Annotated in this window: 19 protein-coding genes and 1 pseudogene; 5 read left to right on the forward strand and 15 right to left on the reverse strand. The window is 65.2% G+C overall.

All coding sequences use genetic code 11. The annotated features are described in order from the left end of the window. Positions 1-108: 108 nt before the first annotated feature. Positions 109-1,494 carry an IS1182 family transposase gene (locus C8D03_RS04925; protein WP_108045262.1) on the forward strand — a complete coding sequence of 462 codons (1,386 nt, stop codon included), beginning with the start codon at positions 109-111 and terminating at the stop codon, positions 1,492-1,494. A 142-nt stretch (positions 1,495-1,636) separates the two neighbouring features. On the opposite strand, the gene C8D03_RS04930 is transcribed toward C8D03_RS04925, so the two are convergent. From C8D03_RS04930 to C8D03_RS04960, 8 genes are all read right to left on the reverse strand, one after another. Further along, positions 1,637-2,314 (reverse strand): RraA family protein, encoded by a 678-nt coding sequence (locus C8D03_RS04930; RefSeq protein WP_210203890.1) that lies wholly within the window; start codon positions 2,312-2,314, stop codon positions 1,637-1,639. Positions 2,315-2,335: 21 nt separating this feature from the next. Then, positions 2,336-3,358, reverse strand: coding sequence for a C-terminal binding protein (locus tag C8D03_RS04935; protein ID WP_108045263.1), 1,023 nt, complete (start codon positions 3,356-3,358; stop codon positions 2,336-2,338). A 26-nt stretch (positions 3,359-3,384) separates the two neighbouring features. Continuing rightward, positions 3,385-4,140 carry an amino acid ABC transporter ATP-binding protein gene (locus tag C8D03_RS04940; protein WP_108045264.1) on the reverse strand — a complete coding sequence of 252 codons (756 nt, stop codon included), beginning with the start codon at positions 4,138-4,140 and terminating at the stop codon, positions 3,385-3,387. Beyond that, positions 4,137-4,574: an ABC transporter permease subunit gene (locus tag C8D03_RS26590; RefSeq protein ID WP_210203971.1), complete on the reverse strand. Its 438-nt coding sequence runs from the start codon at positions 4,572-4,574 to the stop codon at positions 4,137-4,139. The genes C8D03_RS04940 and C8D03_RS26590 overlap by 4 nt, the downstream gene beginning before the upstream one ends. Beyond that, positions 4,575-4,937 carry an ABC transporter permease gene (locus C8D03_RS26595; protein WP_210203891.1) on the reverse strand — a complete coding sequence of 121 codons (363 nt, stop codon included), beginning with the start codon at positions 4,935-4,937 and terminating at the stop codon, positions 4,575-4,577. Continuing rightward, the gene (locus C8D03_RS04950) at positions 4,934-5,650 is read right to left on the reverse strand and encodes an amino acid ABC transporter permease (RefSeq protein WP_108045265.1); all 717 of its coding nucleotides are present in this window, start codon (positions 5,648-5,650) and stop codon (positions 4,934-4,936) included. The genes C8D03_RS26595 and C8D03_RS04950 overlap by 4 nt, the downstream gene beginning before the upstream one ends. Next, entirely contained in the window at positions 5,647-6,846 is a 1,200-nt protein-coding gene (locus tag C8D03_RS04955; protein ID WP_108045266.1) for an alpha-hydroxy acid oxidase, read from the reverse strand. Before C8D03_RS04955 ends, C8D03_RS04950 begins: the two co-directional genes overlap by 4 nt. Positions 6,847-6,910: 64 nt before the next feature. After that, positions 6,911-7,741 carry a transporter substrate-binding domain-containing protein gene (locus tag C8D03_RS04960; RefSeq protein ID WP_108045267.1) on the reverse strand — a complete coding sequence of 277 codons (831 nt, stop codon included), beginning with the start codon at positions 7,739-7,741 and terminating at the stop codon, positions 6,911-6,913. 145 nt (positions 7,742-7,886) lie between these two features. Here C8D03_RS04960 and C8D03_RS04965 point away from each other — a divergent pair, with 145 nt between their 5' ends. The 4 genes from C8D03_RS04965 to C8D03_RS04980 all read left to right on the forward strand — a co-directional run bounded on the left by C8D03_RS04965 (position 7,887) and on the right by C8D03_RS04980 (position 11,526). Further along, positions 7,887-8,819, forward strand: coding sequence for a LysR substrate-binding domain-containing protein (locus C8D03_RS04965; protein ID WP_108051219.1), 933 nt, complete (start codon positions 7,887-7,889; stop codon positions 8,817-8,819). Continuing rightward, positions 8,816-9,736 (forward strand): LysR family transcriptional regulator, encoded by a 921-nt coding sequence (locus C8D03_RS04970; RefSeq protein ID WP_108045268.1) that lies wholly within the window; start codon positions 8,816-8,818, stop codon positions 9,734-9,736. Before C8D03_RS04965 ends, C8D03_RS04970 begins: the two co-directional genes overlap by 4 nt. Before the next feature lie 121 nt (positions 9,737-9,857). Continuing rightward, positions 9,858-11,201 carry an acyclic terpene utilization AtuA family protein gene (locus C8D03_RS04975; RefSeq protein ID WP_108045269.1) on the forward strand — a complete coding sequence of 448 codons (1,344 nt, stop codon included), beginning with the start codon at positions 9,858-9,860 and terminating at the stop codon, positions 11,199-11,201. A 1-nt stretch (position 11,202) separates the two neighbouring features. Next, positions 11,203-11,526, forward strand: a complete 324-nt coding sequence (locus C8D03_RS04980; protein ID WP_108051221.1) for a DUF4387 domain-containing protein — start codon at positions 11,203-11,205, stop codon at positions 11,524-11,526. Between the two features lie 99 nt (positions 11,527-11,625). On the opposite strand, the pseudogene C8D03_RS27095 reads toward C8D03_RS04980, so the two are convergent. The 7 genes and pseudogenes from C8D03_RS27095 to C8D03_RS05020 form a co-directional block, all read right to left on the reverse strand. Next, positions 11,626-13,007, reverse strand: a pseudogene (locus C8D03_RS27095) (alginate export family protein). A gap of 6 nt (positions 13,008-13,013) precedes the next feature. Continuing rightward, a complete protein-coding gene (locus tag C8D03_RS04995; protein WP_108045272.1) occupies positions 13,014-14,642 on the reverse strand; it encodes an MFS transporter in 1,629 nt (542 codons plus the stop codon). Then, positions 14,639-15,079 (reverse strand): DoxX family protein, encoded by a 441-nt coding sequence (locus tag C8D03_RS05000; RefSeq protein WP_108045273.1) that lies wholly within the window; start codon positions 15,077-15,079, stop codon positions 14,639-14,641. The genes C8D03_RS04995 and C8D03_RS05000 overlap by 4 nt, the downstream gene beginning before the upstream one ends. Before the next feature lie 2 nt (positions 15,080-15,081). Next, complete coding sequence (locus C8D03_RS05005) at positions 15,082-17,055, reverse strand: amidohydrolase (RefSeq protein WP_181300680.1); 1,974 nt, start codon at positions 17,053-17,055, stop codon at positions 15,082-15,084. Continuing rightward, positions 17,052-17,330 (reverse strand): XapX domain-containing protein, encoded by a 279-nt coding sequence (locus C8D03_RS05010; RefSeq protein WP_108045274.1) that lies wholly within the window; start codon positions 17,328-17,330, stop codon positions 17,052-17,054. Before C8D03_RS05010 ends, C8D03_RS05005 begins: the two co-directional genes overlap by 4 nt. Before the next feature lie 60 nt (positions 17,331-17,390). Further along, positions 17,391-18,227, reverse strand: a complete 837-nt coding sequence (locus tag C8D03_RS05015) for an alpha/beta fold hydrolase (RefSeq protein ID WP_181300682.1) — start codon at positions 18,225-18,227, stop codon at positions 17,391-17,393. Between the two features lie 150 nt (positions 18,228-18,377). Beyond that, positions 18,378-19,031 carry a hydrolase gene (locus tag C8D03_RS05020; RefSeq protein WP_108045275.1) on the reverse strand — a complete coding sequence of 218 codons (654 nt, stop codon included), beginning with the start codon at positions 19,029-19,031 and terminating at the stop codon, positions 18,378-18,380. Between the last annotated feature and the right edge of the window lie 5 nt (positions 19,032-19,036).

The following is a 19,036-nucleotide window of genomic DNA, read 5'->3' on the forward strand; positions in this document are numbered from 1 at the left end:
TTAGCGCCGCTCGCTCAACGGCGGCTATTGGCGGATACCGTTGAAAAAGTCGGCATTGCTGGGGACGTGAAGTCCTGATTCAGTTGTCCTTGGTCGGAGGGCGGCGCGATGATGGGCGAACGGCGGGTGGCGCAAGAGGCTCTGTTCTACGAGTTCAGCCTTGAGCGTCATGTGCCAGCCGGTCACTGGGTGCGCGCCATCGATCGCTTCGTTGATCTCTCGGATATCCGCGCGCATCTGCGACCGTTCTACAGCGAGATGGGGCGGCCCTCGATCGATCCGGAGCTGATGATCCGGATGCTGCTCATCGGCTATTGCTTCGGCATCCGCTCGGAGCGGCGACTTTGCGAGGAAGTGCATCTCAATCTGGCCTATCGCTGGTTCTGTCGGCTCGGGCTCGACGGCGACGTGCCTGATCACTCGACCTTCTCGAAGAACCGGCATGGTCGCTTCCGTGAGAGCGATCTCTTGAGGGAGCTGTTCGAGACGACGGTTCGGCGCTGCATCGAGGAAGGCCTCGTCGGCGGCGAAGGCTTCGCGGTCGATGCCAGCCTGATCAAGGCCGACGCGAACAAGCAACGCTCGGCCGAAGCGTCCGAGCCGGTCGATTGGGACGATCTCGCCCGGACACGGCGCTCGGTGCGCGAGTATCTCGACACGCTCGACAATGCCGCCTGGGGCGCAGCCAGTGAGGCAAAGCCGAAGTTCGTCTCGCGCTCTGATCCGGCGGCGCAATGGACCGGAGCCCTGAAGGGCCACGCCTTCTTCGCTTACGCCACCAACTATCTGATCGACCTCGATCACGCTGTCATCGTCGATGTCGAGGCCAGCCGTGCCATCCGCCAGGCCGAGGTCGGCTCGACCCGCATCATGCTCGATCGAACGCAAGAACGCTTCGGCCTCTGGCCCGAGAGGCTCGCCGCCGACAGCGCCTACGGCTCGGCCGAGAACCTCGCCTGGCTGGTGCACGAGCGCGGGATCGAGCCGCATATCCCGGTCTTCGACAAATCCCAGCGCAGCGACGGCACCTTCAGCCGCTCCGACTTCGGCTATGACCACGACCGCGATCTCTACATCTGCCCGGGCGGGAAGGAGCTGAGGCAGCGCCAGAAGGTCTATCGAACCGAGCGCCCGCTCGTCGATGAGAACGGGCTGATGCGCTACCACGCCAGCAAATTTGCCTGCGACGCCTGCTCGCTGAAGCCGCAGTGCTGCCCCAACACGCCGGCCCGCAAAATCCTGCGCTCGATCCACGAGGGCGCCCGCGACATGGCCAGGGACATCGCGCAGACCGACGCCTATGTCGTCTCGCGGCGAGAGCGGAAGAAGGTCGAGATGCTCTTCGCCCATCTCAAGCGCATCCTGAGGCTCGACCGGCTGCGCCTACGCGGACCCAACGGCGCCAGAGACGAGTTCCATCTCGCCGCAGCAGCCCAGAACCTCAGGAAGCTCGCCAAGCTCCTGCAAAACGGGCCGCAGATCAGGCCCGCATAAGAGAGCGAGCTTCGATCAGCCAAATCTGGAACGAGGCAACAACCCGATCCAAGCCGACTTTTTCAACGGTATCGGCGCATAATACTCGTCGCCTGCCAGTGACAGTCAACTCTCCATGACCTTCTCGCCTGGCAACCTAGACTCAACTCGCTGTCGGAAGAGCAAACATTTCGGGGATGGAGATGCCGCGGCGGATGGCGGAGACCCAGCCTTCCTCTTTGATCAGATGGGCCTGTGCCGCGGCTAGCACGGCTGCAGCCTGGTCCAGGGGAACCACCACGACGCCGTCATCGTCGCCCAGAACGATATCACCGCTCCGGACTGGGACGCCGGCGACTGCGACCGTTCCGTCGATGTCGCCACCGAATCCATGATGCGGCCCGCGCGGCACAATCGAGCTGCAGAACATCGCGAAGCCGGACCTGCGCATGTCCGCCACGTCGCGCACGGCACCATCGATGACCGCTCCGCCAAGATTGCGGTGCACAGCCTCCTCGGTCATCACTCCGCCCCAGACAGCGGTGTCTGCGACCCCCCCGGCATCCACCACCAAAACCTCTCCGGGGCGTGTGATGCTAATCAGGGAGCAGATCGGCCCGCAATCGCCCGCCATTACTGTGACCGTGCGCGCCTGTCCGCAAATTCTGAGGCCAGGTGAAATTGGCTTGATGGCCGCTCTCATAACCTGCGTCCGATTCATACAATCGGATGCGACGGCGGGGGGGATCGCTCGCCACGCGTCGAGTTCGGCAGTGTCGAGAGGCCTAAATTCGACGTGGTTTTGCTTAAAAGCCATCTTCTTCGCCTTGTTGCGATTCATACTCAGGGAAAGTCGGAAAGATCAGGCCGCCTTTGCGTCCCAACCAGGATTGACATTGTTTCGCAGGCGCCCGTGGAACAGGAATTCCAGCAGGATCTCGGCCGAGAAGGTTCGCATGTCGAGATAGCCGGCCTCCGAGTAGAAGGCGGCATGGGGGCTGGCGACGAAGCGGCCAGCGAGCCATGGTGCCTCAGCGCGCCAGGCTTCGAGCAGAGCCGGCGCCGGCACGGGCGGCTCCTTGGGGAAGACGTCGAGCCCGGCCGCGGCGAGATGGCCGCTCTTCAGGGCGTCGTGCAGCGCATCGACATCGACCAGACCGCCGCGCGCGACGTTGATCAGGATCGAGCCCGGCTTCATCTGCGCCAGTTCGGGCGCTCCGATGATGTTGCGCGTCGCATCGGAAAGCGGAACGTGCAGGCTGACGATGTCGGAGCGTTGGAGCAGTTCCGCCTGCGTGCGCACGCGCTCGATGCCGAGCCCGAGTTCGTGCCCCTCGGGCAGAGATGGATCGACATAGATCACCCTCATGTCGAAGCCGGCCGCACGGCGCGCGATCGCCGTGCCGATGCGGCCCATGCCGATCGCCCCGAAGGTCGCGCCGCGGATGCGCCGGACGACAGGTGCGTCCTCGGCCAGGAAGCCGGTCACGAGATCGGCCTTGAGCCGCTTTTCATAGGTGCCGAGCCCGCGCGTCAGATAGAGCAGCATCGCCAGCGCGTGGTCGGCGACCTCGGTGGTACCGTAGTTAGGCACGTTGGAGAGCGGGATCCCCTTCTTCCTGCAGGCGGCCCCGTCGACGTTGTCGTAGCCGACGCCGACCCGCACGATCAGGCGGCAGCGCTCGAGCTTGGCCACCACATCGGCGGTGATCTTCATCCGGTGCCAGACGAGCAGTGCATCGCAGGAGCGCCAGTTCTCGTCGGGGATCGCGGCAGGGTCGGTCTCGTCGTAGACGATGTAGTCGAGCCGGTGGCCGGAGACGCCGCGCTCGACGTCGAGGTCGCGCAGATGGGCGTCGGGCACCAGGATCTTCAAAGGCGTCATTGCAGTCTGTCCTTGGGAAATGCCGGTCACAACACCTTCTCCAGAAAGCCCTTCAACCGCGCATCGGCAGGGGCGTGGAACAGTTGCTTAGGCGGGCCGTGTTCGACGATGACGCCGCGATCGGTGAAGAAGACCTCGTCGGCGACTTCCTCGGCGAAGCGCATCTCATGGGTCACGAGCACGCAGGTCATGCCGTCGCGCGCGAGATCGCGGATCACGCCCAACACCTCGCTGACCATTTCCGGATCAAGCGCGGCGGTGACCTCGTCGAACAGGATCACGCTCGGCTGCATGGCCAGAGCCCGCGCGATCGCGACCCGCTGCTGCTGGCCGCCCGAGAGTTCGCCGGGATAGGCGCCCTCCTTGCCGGTGAGCCGCACCTTGGCGAGCAGCGCGAGCGCGCGCTCTCTTACGGGTGCCGGCTTCTCGCCGAGCACCTGCACCGGCGCCATGCAGAGGTTTTCCAGGACGGTGCGGTGGGGAAAGAGATTATACTGCTGGAACACCATCGAGACCCGGCGGCGCAGCGGAATCAGCGCCTTGTCGCTCTTCAGCGTCTCCACCGCGAACTCGCCGACGCGGATCGTGCCGGCATTGATCGGCGTCAGGCCGTTAATACAGCGCAGGATCGTCGACTTGCCGGAGCCCGACGGCCCGATGATGCAGACGACGCCGCCATCGCGGACATCGAAAGAGACGCCGTTCAGCACGGGAAAGGCGCCGAAGGATTTGTGCACATCCTTGAGCGAGATCAGCGGCGTCGTGGATTTCTGTTGGCTCATGTCGGCACTCGCACGCGACGCTCCAGCCAGCGCGTGAAGATGGCGATGGGGAAGGCGAAGACGAAGAACAGGAACAGGACGTAGATGTAGACCGCCGTGGCGAGATGCGCGCCGTCGCTGCCGATGACCGTGCGTGCGACGGACAAGACGTCCTCCGCGCCGGTGACGACCACGAGGCTCGAGCCGATGAACAGCATCGCGTAGGTTGTCATCAGGTTCGGCGTCATTAGAGGCAGCGCCTGCGGCACGATGACGTGCCGCAGGATTTGCAGCCGGCGATAACCGAGCGAGCGTGCCGATTCCCACTGGCCGCTCGGGATCGCCTCGATGCCGCCGCGGAACACCTCTGCGATATTGGCCGTGACCGGAAAGGCCAGGCCAATGGTCGCCTTGACCGTCGGCGACAGGAACCAGGTCCTGCCGAAGGCATCGATCTAGAACGGCAGTAGATAGAGCATCGCGTAGAGCACGACGAGCCAGGGCGAGTTGCGCAGGACGTTCATCACCAGCACGGCCGGTGTCCGAACGAGCGCGCTCTGCGCGATCAGTGCGATGCCCAGCGCGATGCCGGCGATGCCGGCCAGGAGCATCGCCCACAGGCTGATCAGGATGTTGGCGGCGAATCCGCCGTCGAACCGGCTGAAGTCCGGACTGCCTGTCAAAAGCAGTGGGGAGCGCGAGGCAAGCGCCGCGACGATCGGCCCGGTCTCGCCGCGATAGACCAGCACGAGAAGCGCCGCGAGCACGGTACTGACGCCGATCATCCCGAAGATGAAGGCTTTGAGCTCGCTGTTCATGACAGGCTCGTGCCGTAGCCGGGCATTCGAAAGATCACCGCGACGCGGCGGATCACCACGACCGCGAAGCTCGCCAGGAGCACGTAGATTGCCCAGATCAGCAGCATGACCTCGAGATTGCGGAAGGTTTCGACCATGATCTGCGTGGCGCCGTACATGATGTCGGCCACCGCCACGAGCGCGGCCTGCGACGAGGTCTTGATCAGGCTGACGATGTTGTTGGTCATCGCCGGCACGCTGAGCCGCAGTCCGATCGGCAATTCGACATGGCGGAAGGTCTTCATCCGCGAATAGCCCAGGGAGCGGGCGCCCTCGACCGTCTGGCTCGGCACGGCGAGCAGGCCCGAGCGGATGATCTCGACAGCGATGGCGCCATTATACAGCCCCAACGACAGCACCACGCAGGTGAAGCCGGTGAAGAGTGGCACGGCACGGCCCGTGACGGCGTCGGTCAGGTTCAGGCCGATCTCGGACAGCATGAAATAGAGGAAGAAGAGCTGCACCAGCGGCGGCGTGTTGCGAAACAGCTCGACCAGGATGGTCGTCAGCGTCTCCAGCACCGGCAGCCGAAAATGCATGCAGATGGCGCCGGCGATGCCGACCGCGAACATCATGACGATGCCGAGCAGGCTCATCAGCACGGTGTTGCCGATGCCACGGACAAGCCATTGCTGATAGAGCGGGTCGCTCAGCCAGGCGAAGTCGAGGTTCATGCCGGACGCTCCTGGTCGCGCTCCAGCGAGATCTCCTTCAGTTCGGCCAGCGTGTTCACGCCGAGAAGGCCCATCGTCGTGCTGACTTCATGCGCAAGCAGCGTGAGCGCATGAGCGACGCCGTCTTCGCCGGCCACGGCCGCCGCCTGCAGCATGGGACGGCCGACGAAAACGAAATCGGCGCCGAGCCTGACCGCCTTCAGGACGTCGGAACCGCGGCGGATGCCACCATCATACATGAGCGCGAGGCTCAAGCCCTTCGCCGCGATCGCCTCCAGGGCATCAAGCCCACTGACGGCACAATCGATCTGGCGGCCGCCATGGCTGGAGACGATGATGCCGTCGGCGCCGCTGGCCTGGGCGATCGCGGCATCGGCAGGCGCCATGATGCCTTTGACGACCAGCTTGCCACTCCAGCGCCGCCTGACCTGTTCGAAATGGCGCCAGGAAAGCGCATCGCGGCGGCCGATGTCGCGCACCAGCGTCGAGGAGAACACCGGCGGGCCGGGCGTGGCGTCGGCATTCTCGAAGCGCAGCCGGGTACCGGCAAAGCCGTCGCGTCCCAAGACCTGCCAAAGCCAGCGCGGATGCGACAGCCCCTGCCAAGCCATGGCCGGACCGAAGGTCACCGGCGAGCGGAAGCCGTGTCGCGCCGCGACTTCATGCTGGCCGAAGACGGCGGTGTCGGCGGTGATCACCAGCGTGTCAAAACCCGCGGCCTCTACGCGATCGACAAGCGCGCCGATGCGATCGTCCTCGCCGGGAATATAGGCTTGGAACCAGCTTGTCGGTCCCGCGGTACGGACCGCTTCCATCGGGGTCAGGGAGGCGCCGCTGAGGATGCAGGGTAAACCTGCCTTGGCTGCGGCCCGCGCCAGCACGACGTCGCCATCGGCCGCGACGAGGCGGCAGAAGCCCATCGGGGCAATGCCGAAGGGATACGGATAATGTGCGCCCATCAGCGAGGTCGCGGCCGAGCGCTGCGACACGTCGACCATCACGCGCGGCACGAAGGCACGCATCCGAAAGCTCCGCAGATTGCGCCGGTGGCTCTCGCCGTCCTCCGAATAACTGGCCACATAGTGGTGCAGAGCGGGCGGCAGGACCTTGCCGGCGCGCCTTTCGAAGTCGAGCAGGTTTAGGGCCCGGCCGGCAAGGCTGGAGCCTGCCTGCCGGTCGACTGTCTTGGCATGCATGAGCGTTGCGTCCTCGCAGGAGCCGCAAGCGGGCACGAGGCCCGCAGGCGAAGCCTTCGCAGCCTTACTTGACCTTGGCCTTGGCGTCCTGCGCGCGCTTGGTGACATATTCGCTGGTGCCGAGGCTGTACTTGGCCTCGCCCGAAACCATTGTGCCCGCCGCTTCCGCCTTCAGGATGGCGCTGTTGACGGCGCCGAGGAAGGCAGGCTCGCCCTTGCGGACGCCGCCGGCGATCGGGATGAACTCGAAGGCGTCGAGCGCAATCTTGTACTTATCTTTCCAACCGTCTTCCGTGACCTTCGTGTTCAGGTTGGGCCCGTCATAGGCGATGGCGTCGCAGCGCCCGGTCTGGAAGGCGTTGTAGATCTCTGCCGTGCCGGCGAAAAGCACGAGTTCGGCGCCCCATTTCTCGCTTAGCGTGCGGTTGTAGAGATTGCCCTGGCTGCCGCAGATCTTCTTGCCGCGGATGTCTTCCCAAGCCTTGTAGGTCGCTTCCTTCGGCGCCAGCAGAACCATGCCGGCCATAGAGTAATATTCCTCGGTGAAATCGATCACCTTGCCGCGGTCGGCGGTCTTTCCGAGCGTCGCGAAGATCACGTCGATACGGCCGGCGTTGAGCAGTTCGATCCGGTTCGAGGCGACGACCGGGACCATTTCGATGGCGGCCTCGGATCCGAACAGTTCCTTCGCCACCGAGCGGGCGAGATCCACCTCGAAACCCGTGTTCTGGCCCTTGGCGTCGAGATAGCCGAAGGGGTTGTAGTCGTTGCGGATACCCACGACGAGCTTGCCACGCTGCTTGACGCGATCGAGCTGGTCGGCATGGGCCACGCCCGCCAGCAGGCCGGCGGCGACGAGGGAGAGGGCAGCGAGTGTCCTGGTGAAAACCGGCATGACGAGATCCCCTTTTTATCGGCGCTCCTGAACCCGGCAGATGTCGCACAGGTCGGCGCTTGTCTATCAGCTTCGCCTTGCCCCACATAATTTTCCAATAGATAATCACGCGATCAGAATAAGTATGGCTTATGAGGCGCAAGGCATGAACGTCCGCCAGATCGAAGCGTTCCAGGCCGTTATGGCGACCGGCAGCGTCACGCGCGCCGGCGAGCGCATGAGCATATCGCAACCGGCCGTCAGCCAGTTGATCGCGCAGTTCGAGCGCGGCTGCGGGTTTCGCCTGTTCGATCGACAAGGGAGCAAAATCGCGCCGACGCGCGAGGCCGAGGCGCTTTACAACGAGGTCCAGCGAATGTTCGTCGGCGTGGGACAGATCGCGCGCGTGGCGACAGCGCTGCGCGAGCAGAGCTGGGGCGCGCTCAGCCTCGCCGCCTTCCCGGCGATCGCGCGCAAGGTCGTGCCCGACATCGTCTGGAGGTTCTGCCAGGCGCATCCCGAGACCAGCTTCCGGCTGGAGAGCATGCGGTCGCGCAGCCTGATCGACGCGGTGGCGGCGCAACACGTGGATATCGGGCTGAGCTTCCTGCCAGGAGATCGCACCGAGGTCGAAAGCGAGCATCTGCAGCGCCTGCGCGGCCTTTGCATCCTGCCGTCCTCGCACCGGCTTGCCCACAAGTCGGTGATCCATGCAGCCGATCTCGCGGGTGAGGATTTCGTCTCGCTCGGCCCCCAGGATCACTCGCGGTTGATCATTGACCGCGTCTTCGACGAGGAAAAGGTAGCGCGCCGCTCGCGGATCGAGGCCGGCCAGTCGGAGACCGCCTTCTCCTTCGTGGCAGCCAATGCGGGCGTCGCGGTGGTCGATCCGATCAGCGCTCACAACAATGATGACGCCAGGGTCGCGATCCGATCGTTCGAGCCGCCGGTCTATTTCGACATCTGGCTGATCCGACCCAAAGCGTCGCGGCCATTCAACCTGGTCGATGGTTTCGTTGCCCATTTGCGCGAGCAGATTGAGGCCTTCGCCACGGAACTCGCGGCCGCCGCGAGACCACGCGCGGGCGGCAGGTCATGAACATCCGGCAGTTGGAGGCCTTCAGGGCTGTCGTGGAACTCGGCAGCTTCACCCGAGCCGGGCAGCAGCTTGGGCTGACGCAGCCGGCCGTTAGCAAGCTGATCTTCCTGCTGGAGCGAAGGTGCGGCTTTCCGCTGTTCATCCGGCAGCGCAACGGCGTCCTTCTAACCGCCGAAGGGAAGATGCTTCATGACGAAGTGCAGCGCGTCTTTCTGGGCGTCGCGTCGGTAGCTGCGCGCGCGGAGGCGATCGGGCGGCTGGACCACGGCGAGATCAAGCTAGTCACCTTTCCCTCGCTCGCCGTCCGCATCCTGCCGCCGATCCTGGCCCGCTTCATGTCGGATCGCCCGTCCTTGCGCATCGAGATGGCGAGCCGCAATTCATGGCTGCTTCTCGATGCGGTCGCGACGCAGGGCGTCGATCTCGGATTCGGCATGGTCGCTAGCGAGCGCCCGGGGCTACGCTACGAAAAGCTCTGCACGATGCAGGCGGTCTGCGTTCTGCCGCCCGGGCACCGGCTTGCCGGGCGAACGGCGATCGCAGCCGCCGATCTAGACGGCGAACGCTTTGTGGCGATGCTTGAAGAAGACCGGGCGCAGCTTCAAGTGGACCAGGCGTTCGCAGCGAGTGGGTCCGTTCGCAATGTCGTACTCAAGGCCCAACTCACCGATAGCTGCTGCTCCTTCGTCGCGGCCGGAGTCGGCGTTGCGGTGGTTGACCCGTTGAGCGCAGCCGGCTTTGGACCTGAGCAATTGACAGTGCGTCCCTTCCGCCCCGCCGTCGCATACGACATCTGGGTTATACTGCCGAGTTTCCGGGAGCCCTCGCTTGCGACCCAAGCGATGATTTCTCATGTCCGCGAGGCGCTCTCGCGCAGGCTTACGGAGCTCGCCGTGTCGATCGGGGACATCGCCTGACGCTCGGCCATTGCCTGTGGTTATGGCTGGGCCTTGGAAAGCGATTTGACCCAGTGTCCATGTCTCCGCTCCAATTCAGGCAGAGCGACGATAGTCGAAATCTCCTGCCCGAAGGTCGATCATGAACGCCATCACGGTCCTCACGCCCACCGGCACGCTCGGTTATGGCTTCGGCGAGGAGGCGCTTAAGCGAGGCATGTCTCTGGGACCCGCGGTCATCGCCGTTGATGCCGGCTCGACAGATCCCGGGCCGCATTATCTCGGCTCCGGCAAGCCGCTCGTCTCGGATGTCAGCATCAAGCGCGAACTGACGGCTTTGATCACGGCGGGCCGCGCGGCCGGGATACCGGTGATCGTCGGCAGTGCCGGCGGTGCGGGATCGGGCGTGCAGGTCGACCGGACGGCAACTCTGGTCCGCGAGATCGCGGACGAACTGCGCCTCACCTTCAGGCTTGCGACGATCCACTCGGACATTCCCGTCGCGCGCGCGAAGCGTGCCGTCGCGGCCGGCGAGATCATCGATTTCGAGGCCGGAACGCCGCTGACGGGGGCGTTGCTCGACCAGACGGTGACGCTCGTCGCGCAGATGGGCCATGAGCCGATCTGCGCTGCGCTGGACGGCGGGGCCGACGTCATCATCGCCGGCCGGGCCTGCGACGATTCCGTGATCGCTTCCTTTCCCATCTGGCGAGGCGCCGACCCGGCGCTGGCCATTCATATGGGCAAGATCCTCGAATGTGGCGCGTTTTCCGCCGAGCCCTTCGCCATGGATGTGATGCTCGGCACGCTGGATGGCGAAGGCTTCGTTCTGGAGCCGGGCAGCACCGGCCGTCGCGCCTCGGTGAAGTCCGTCGCGGCACATTCGCTGTACGAGCGAGAGAATCCTTTCAAGCAATCCGGCCCGGGCCACGAGATCGACCTGTCGGCCTGCTCCTTCGAACAACTCGGCGAACGGCAGGTCCGCGTCCGTGGAGCGACGCTGACCCAGACGGCCGAGTATTACGTCAAGCTCGAGGGCGCTAAGCTCGCTGGTTACCGCTCGATCGCGATCGCCGGCATCCGCTGCCCAACGACCGTGAAGGCGCTCGATTCCATCCTCGCTGACGTTAAGCAGAAGGCGATCGCCTATTTCGCGCCTTCGCCGATCACGGTCGTCTTCCATGTCTATGGCGCCAACGGCGTAATGAAGGAGTTGGAGCAGGAAACCGCACCGCAGCGCGAGGTCGGGCTGGTGATCGAGGTGACCGCCGCGGACCAGGAACTCGCTCACGCGGCCTGCCACCAGATCAGCGGCGCGATGCTGCACTATCATTACCCCGGGGTGATCAACACCTCCGGCAACCTGGCCTTCCCCTATTCGCCGTCGGACCTGGATCTCGGCCCGGTCTACGAATTCAGCGCCTATCACCTGATGAAGGTTGAGACGCCGACGGAACTGTTCCCCATCACCTATGAGGACCTTTGAGATGACAGTCCACAAGCTCAAGGACGTTGCCGACATCGTCCGCAGCAAGAATGCGGGTCCCTATCGCATCACCTTCGACATCCTGTTCAAGGACAAATCACGCTACGAGGCAGTCCGCGCCACGGGGGCGATCAATCCGGCCGCCGTTGCACGAGCGTATGGCATTGAAGTCTCGCAGATTTCATCATTCTTCGAGATCGATATGGCAAACGCCATCAAAATCACGATTAAGCGCCCGCGCGCCCAAGGCACGGCGGGCGACGGTGACATGTACGGCTGCCAGCACCACGTTCCCATGATGGAGATAGACGTGATGCTACATTGAGGGGCCATCAGAGGTCAGCTTTGGCACAGCGTCAACGTCCGGAAGTGGCGCGTCACGGCCGACAGATTGTGGGACTCCGCCGGGCCCTTAAGGCGAGTTTTAGAATGTCACGGTCGCCCAGCCAGCGGCGAAGGAGCCGGCGACGCCGCCCGCCTGCTTGATGCGCTCGCCCGGCTTATAACTGACGAAGGTTCCGCCCAACGTAACATGCTCGGTCGGGCTCCATTCCAACGTCGTCGAGATCTGCTGGCCGAGGTACAAGCCGGCTCCACCAGCGGTTCGGGCAACCGGCGTGACCGCCGGCCCGTAGAAGCCGTCGGCCTTGCTCTGCTTCCAGAGTGGGTTCCGGCCGACGGTCAACTTGACCTTCGGCAGCACGGTCAGCGCTATGTTGGGCTGGATGTCGACCAGGTTCGCTGGCCCGACGAGGTTCGCCTTGGAGAAATACGGCAACTTGGGGAAGAGCGGATTGAAGGTGCCGAGCCTGCCGTCGCGCAGATTACCGTCGCCGCTGATGGCATCGGCGTTGAGCCCTATGCGCGGCGCGAACGGCAGATTCGAAAAGCTATAGCCAAGCTCGGACGAGGCGGTCCAGGCGCGGATATCCGCCCGGCCGAAGCTGCCGAACTGGACCGCCCCTTCGACGTTCCAGTCGAAGCCAGACGCCTTGCCGAAGAGCCGGCTGCCGAGGGTATGGCGGCGTTCATCGGCCGTGCCTTGCGCGAAGCGGGCATTCTCGCGCGTGATCCCCAGATAGTAAATGTCGGCCTTCAACACAGGCGCACCGGGGACTGGCGAAGTCGCGTACAGGCCCCAGAAGGCCTGCGTCGGGTCGGACTGGTCTTCGAATAGGCCAGCCATCGGCACGACCGGCCGGACCAGAAAACATCGATGCGTCTATCGGGATCGGCGATCCAGGCGGCGCGGACGCCGTCGAAGGCGCGACGCACATTCGGGCTTTCGCGAACCGAGACGAGGCGAGGCGAGCCAAAGCTCATTTCCTGGCGGCCGCCGCGGACCATGACGTTGCTGCCCGCGGTGGGCAGACTCAGCCCGCCATAGCCTTGCAGGATATCCAGCCGGTCGAGTTGGGTGCCCGGGGGTGTCACCGTCCAGATCGGAGCTTGGCCGCTGACGAACTCGACGAAGCCGCGGATATGGGGGCCGAGCTTCAGATCGGTTGACAGGAATGACCGGATCAACAGCCCGTTGTTGTGGGCCGGCGCCGCAAGTCCGAAGACCGGCTGCCGGGAGAATTCGGGGCGGATCTGCAATTGCCCGCCCAGGCTCAAAGTGACCGATCCGGCACGCGACAGAGGAATGTCTTTCAGCGCCGCGAACCGGTCGGCGTTCGCCTCGTTGCAGACGACACCGTTCGTCTTGCTGTCCGGATTGCAGGGCGTGTTAGCCTGTGAGAGCGCCGCGCTGGAGCTGGCGAGCCAGCCTGCTGCAAAGGCAATGGCGACGCCGGGCCGCCTCACCTCACCTCACCTCACCTCGCCGAGCGTCGATGGCCTCAGATCGATCGTCAGGAAGTGCCGCACGACCGGCTTTTCTGGACCGATGTGGAACCGGATCGTCTCGTGCTGGAGATCGGCGTCGGCCTTCGAGACACGCTTGTGCTGGCGCAGATGCTCGGCCCAGGATTCGACCATGAACCACTCGACGATGGCATCGGGATCGGCTGCGTCCTCGGTGACGCCCCAGCCATATGCTCCGTCGCGGCGTCGTTCCGCGGAGAGGCGGTCGAGGGCTTGCAGAAATGCCGCCCGGTCAGCCTTGGCGACGCGGTATTCGATCAGGATCAGGACCGGGCCGCGATCATGTGCGACGGGCTCCGTCGTCAGCGGCTCGGGCCAATGGTTGGAGGCGACCAGGTCAGCTTCGTCCCTGGGCAGCTTGACCCGATGGAAGAGGACACCTGCGATGAGCAGACAGCCGGCCCCGACAATCAGAGTCGTCGGCACGCCGAGTTCCTGCGCGACGAGGCCCCAGCACAGGCTGCCGGCAGTCATCGCGCCGTTGAAGACGGTCAGATAAACGGCCAGAGCCCGCCCGCGCACCCAGTTCGGCAGGATCGCCTGGGCGGCGCCGTTCAGCGTCGTCAGCGCGACGATCCAGGCCGCGCCGAGCAGCAGCAGGACCGCCAGTGCAATAGGCTTCGGCGGAGCCAGCGCCAGCGCCGCCATCACCAGCGCCGTGACGATCGCGACGCCGAGCAGAAATTGGTCGGCATCCAGGCGCTTGCGCAGTGTTGGCAGAGTCAGCGCGCCGCCGATCGCGCCAGCCCCGACGCAGCCGAGCATGATGCCGTAGAAGCGCGCATCGCCGCCGAGAAGCCCGCGTGCGACCAGCGGAAGCAACGCCCAGACCGCGCTGGCGCAGGCGAAGAAGACCGCTGCGCGCAAGAGCACGACATGCAGATCATGGCTTGCCCGCGTGTAGCGTAACCCGGCGCGGAAAGCGCCGGCGAAGCGCTCCGACAGGGCATCGTCGGCTCCCTTGGCGCGGGGCCACCAAAGCAGCGCCGCGATGACGAAGACATAGCTCAGGACGTCCGCGCCATAGGTGACGGCGGCCCCGAACGCCGCCAGAAGCAGGCCGCCTGCGGCGGGGCCGATCGAGCGGGCGATGTTGATGCCGAGCGAGTTCAGCGCGACCGCGTTTTTGACGTCAGAACGCGGCACGAGTTCGGGCACGATCGCCTGCCAGGTCGGGCCCATCAGCGCGGCACCGATCCCGCCGACGAAGGTCAGGGCGACGATCGCGCTGACGGTCAGCAGGCCGAGATGCGACAGCGTCATCAGGCCGATGCTGACGGCCGCCAGCAGCAGCTGGATCGCGATCAGGAATTTGCGGCGGTCGAGAATGTCCGAAAGGACGCCGGCAGGAATCGCGAGCAGGAAGATCGGTAGCGTGCCCGCCGCCTGGACCATGGCGATGGCGGCCGGTGAAGCCGAGAGGTCCGTCACCAGCCAGGCGCTGGCGACGTCGCGCACGAAGCTGCCGGTGTTGCCGAGAACGGTCGCAGCCCAGAGGACGGCGAAGACGGGCTGCTTCAGCGGCGAGAAAGCGCCGGCTTCCGCGTCGGCGGGCTTGGGTGCGGACTCGCTCATGACGGCCGGCCGTTCGGCACGCGCTCACGCAGATCATGCCAGGCGACGAGCAGGAAGCCGCCGACAAGGCCGAGATGCTCGAAGAAGCTGTTGGCCGCCATCAAGCGCGCCGGCGGCTCCAGTTCCCAAAAGCGCAGTGCCACGAAAGTGGCCATGAGGGTGAAGCTGGCAAGCGCCAGCGCGCCGATCCAGCGTCCGAAACCGGTGAGGATCATGACCGAGGCGACGAGTTCGAGCGCGATCACAGCGATCGCGAAAGGCACCTCCGGCGAGAGGCCGAAGTGCCGCATTTCGGCGATGGCCGAAGCGAAGTCTGTCGTCTTGTTGACGCCGCCCTGCAGATAGGCGGCGCACAAGCCCAGGAGGGCGAGCCAGCGAAGTGATGGCGTCGCGAAGCGGGCGGCGAAACGCGTGACGGTGTGAGCGGAGTTCGTCATCGTCAGAACGCCCAGCAGGAGCAGCCGAGCGAGCCCCAGAAGGCGGCCTCGTCGCGGGCAGGCGCCTGTGTGCCGAGCGCCGCCGCATGGCCGTGGCCATGGACGCCGCAGGCGCTGTCGCAGCCGCAATTCGCCATCAGCGCGTATTTGCGGTCGTCCTTGACGGCGGCGCGCTGTTGATATCCGCCGAAGGTGCGCACCGGGGACCAGTCCGGCATGGCCGGCGGCAGCGGCGGGCTCAACGGCGCGAAATCTCCCGCGCTGAAGACGATCTTGCCGCCGAGCAGTGTCAACACGCTCTCGATGTCCTGGATCTCGTCGTCGGGGACGTTCATGTAGTCGCGGTCGAGCACGACGAGATCGGCGAGCTGGCCGGTCTTGAGCTGACCCTTCTTGCCTTCCTCGGTCGAGAACCAGGTGTTGGCTTCCGTCCAGAGGCGCAGCGCACTCTCGCGGTCGAGCAGGTTGCGCTGGGGATAGAGCTTCAGTCCGCCCAGCGTCCTGCCGGTGACGAGCCAGGCCAGCGAGACCCACGGGTTGTAGCTGGCGACGCGGGTGGCGTCGGTGCCGGCGCCGACCTTGACGCCGGCTTCCAGCATGCGGGCCACCGGCGGCGAGCGCTCGGCCGCCTTCGCGCCATAGCGCTCGACGAAATCCTCGCCCTGGAAGGCCATCCGGTGCTGCACTGCGATGCCGCCGCCCAGCGCCGCGATGCGGTCGATGTTGCGGTCGCTGATCGTTTCGCAATGGTCGAAGAACCAGTGCAGGCCTTCGAGCGGGATATCGCGGTTGACCTTTTCGAAGACATCGAGCGCACGGCTGATCGTCTCGTCATAGGTCGCATGCAGGCGCCAGGGCCAGCGTTGCTGCGCCAGCAGGCGCACCACGGGCTCGAGTTCGGCCTCCATCGAGGGCGGCATCTCGGGCCGTTCGACCTTGAAATCCTCGAAGTCCGCGGCGGAGTAGACCAGCATCTCGCCTGCGCCGTTGTGGCGGTAGAGATCGTCGCCCTGGCCCGGCTTGACCTGCTTGGCCCAGCCGCCGAAGTCCGACAGCTCTTCCTTCGGCTTCTGGGTGAACAGGTTGTAGGCCAGCCGCAGCGTCAGTTCGCCATCGGCATGCAGCTTCTCGATGATGGCGTAGTCGTCTGGATAGTTCTGGTAACCGCCGCCGGCGTCGATGATCGAGGTGACGCCGAGCCGGTTCATCTCGCGCATGAAATGGCGCGTCGAGTTGAGCTGGTACTCGGGCGGCAGCTTCGGCCCCTTGGCCAGAGTCGCATAGAGGATCGTGGCATTGGGCTTGGCCAGCAGCAGGCCGGTGGGATTGCCCGCCTTGTCCCTGATGATCTCGCCGCCGGGCGGGTTGGGTGTGTCCTTCGTATAGCCGGCGGCCCGCAGCGCCGCGCCGTTCAGCAAGGCGCGGTCGTAGAGATGCAGGATGAAGACCGGCGTCTCGGGCGCAATGGCGTTGATCTCGTCGAGCGTCGGCAGGCGCTTCTCTGCGAACTGGTGCTCGGTGAAGCCGCCGACGACGCGGACCCATTGCGGCGGCGGCGTCACGGCGACCTGCGCGCGCAGCATCTCCATCGCCCGGCCGAGCGAGCGAACACCGTCCCAGCGCAACTCCATGTTATAGTTCAGCCCGCCACGGATGATGTGCATGTGGCTGTCGATCAGGCCGGGCACGACGCGGCGGCCGCCGAGATCCATGACCTTGGTTTCGGGGCCGGCGAGCGCCTGCATCTCCGCCCGCGTGCCGACCCCCAGAAAGCGCCCGTCCGCGATCGCGATGGCGTCGGGGTTGGGATTGCCCCGGTCGAGCGTTGTGAAGCGGCCATTGACGAGGATGAGGTCTGCGATCATCGCGCGGGCTCCCGAGCCTGAATTCTGGGCGGATGAGGTGCCGCCGATCAGCGTTACGAGCGCTGCGACCGTGCCGCCTAGCGCGGTCTGCCTGCGCGTCGGGTTCGTCATGAGACCGTTCCGCCGGGCTCGCGGCCGGCGTCCTTGTTGGGCCGTACCGGCAGGGCGCCGAACACGTGTTCTCCGCACTCGCGTCTCAGCCAGCCGACGCTGAGCCTTTCGCCGCCGATCAGGCGCTTGGCGACCGGGACGATCTGCTCGCCCGCCAGAATGCCGAGCAGACCGATCAGCGCGATCACCGGCGGGGCTGGCGAGCGCACATTGAGCAGGCTGTAGACGACGCCGACGACGAGGCCGGCGCCCAGCGCGAGCAGATAGGGTTTCATCGCGGCATCCCGGTTGCGGGCAACGTGGGAGGCGGCCGCGGACGGCCGCCTCCCGATCGCTCAGCTCTTGATGAAGGCGAGCAGGTCGGGATTGATCGCGTCAGCATGGGTCGTCAGCATGCCGTGCGGATAGCCCTTGTAGACCTTGAGCGTGCCGTTCTTGAGCAGCTTGATCGACTTCAGCGCGGCGTTCGCAATCGGGACGACCTGATCATCGTCACCGTGCAGGACGAGCGTTGGCACCGTGATCGCCTTGAGGTCCTCGCTCTGATCGGTCTCGGAGAAGGCCTTGATGCCGTCGTAATGGGCCTTTGCGCTGCCCATCATGCCCTGACGCCACCAATTCTGGATCACGCCCTGAGAGATCGTCGCGCCGGCCCGGTTGAAGCCATAAAAGGGGCCTGCTGCGACATCGAGAAAGATCTGCGCGCGCTGTTCTGCCGTCCCCTTCCGGAAGCCGTCGAACACGTCCATCGGCACGCCGTCGGGATTGGCGGCGGTCTTGAGCATCAGAGGCGGCACGGCGCTGACCAGTACGGCCTTGGCGACCCGACCAGCGGGCTGCCCATGTTTGGCGACATAGCGGGCGACCTCGCCGCCACCTGTCGAGTGACCGATATGGACCGCGTTCCTGATGTCGAGATGCTCGACGACGGCGAAGGCATCGGCGGCGTAATGGTCCATGTCATGGCCGTCGCTGACCTGCGACGAGCGCCCGTGGCCGCGGCGATCATGCGCGATGACGCGAAAGCCCTGCTGCAGGAAGAACAGCATCTGGGCATCCCAGTCGTCGGAGGACAGCGGCCAGCCATGATGGAACATGATCGGCTGGGCGTCCTTCGGACCCCAGTCCTTGAAGAAGATCTGTGCGCCGTCCTTGGTATCGACGTACGGCATCTGAGACATCCCTTTCAATGTGACGGAGGTGGTGTTTTCGGCAGCGCGTGGCAGCCCCGAGCTAGAGAGCAGCATGGCGGCCGTGGCCGTGCCCACTACCGCCCTGCGCGTTGGGTGGCAAAGCCATTGAGCAGTGTGCCCGGGCCCAAGTCAGTGCCCTTCGGAGGCGCCGAACATCGTCTTCGCGTAGGTTATGCCGAGGCCATAGGCCCCCCCGACCTTCCTGGCGATGCCGGTCGTCATCTCGTAGGTCTCGGTGCGAGCCCAGTCGCGCTGCAGTTCGAGCAGATACTGAAGTGAGGTCATCGGCCGCGCGCCGGCCTGGATCATGCGCTGCATGGCCCGTTCATGCGCCTCGTCGGAGACGTCGCCACAGGCATCGGCGATGACATAGACCTCATAGCCCTGCTCGATCGCCGACAGCGCCGGCCCGACGATGCAGACGCCGGTCCACAGGCCTGCCAGCACGATGCGCGGCTTGCCGATCTCGTTGACGCGGGCGATGACCGCCGCATCCTCCCAGGTGTTCATCGAGGTCCGGTCGAGCAGCGCCTGGCTGGGAAAGGCCGAGGTGATCTCCTCGAACATCGGGCCCGAAAAGCTCTTCTCGGCGACAGTCGTCAGGATGGTCGAAACGCCGAATCCGGCGGCGGCCTGCGAGACCAGGGCCGCATTGTTGCGCAGGGTCACGGCATCGATCGATTTCGTCGCGAATGCCATCTGCGACTGAAAGTCGATCATAATCAGGGTATGATCGTGGGGAGCAAGTAGGCCCTTGCCGGGGGTTGCCGTCGCCTGAACCATCTGAG

Origin of the sequence: Bosea sp. 124 (genome assembly GCF_003046175.1) — a bacterium.
GTDB lineage: Bacteria > Pseudomonadota > Alphaproteobacteria > Rhizobiales > Beijerinckiaceae > Allobosea.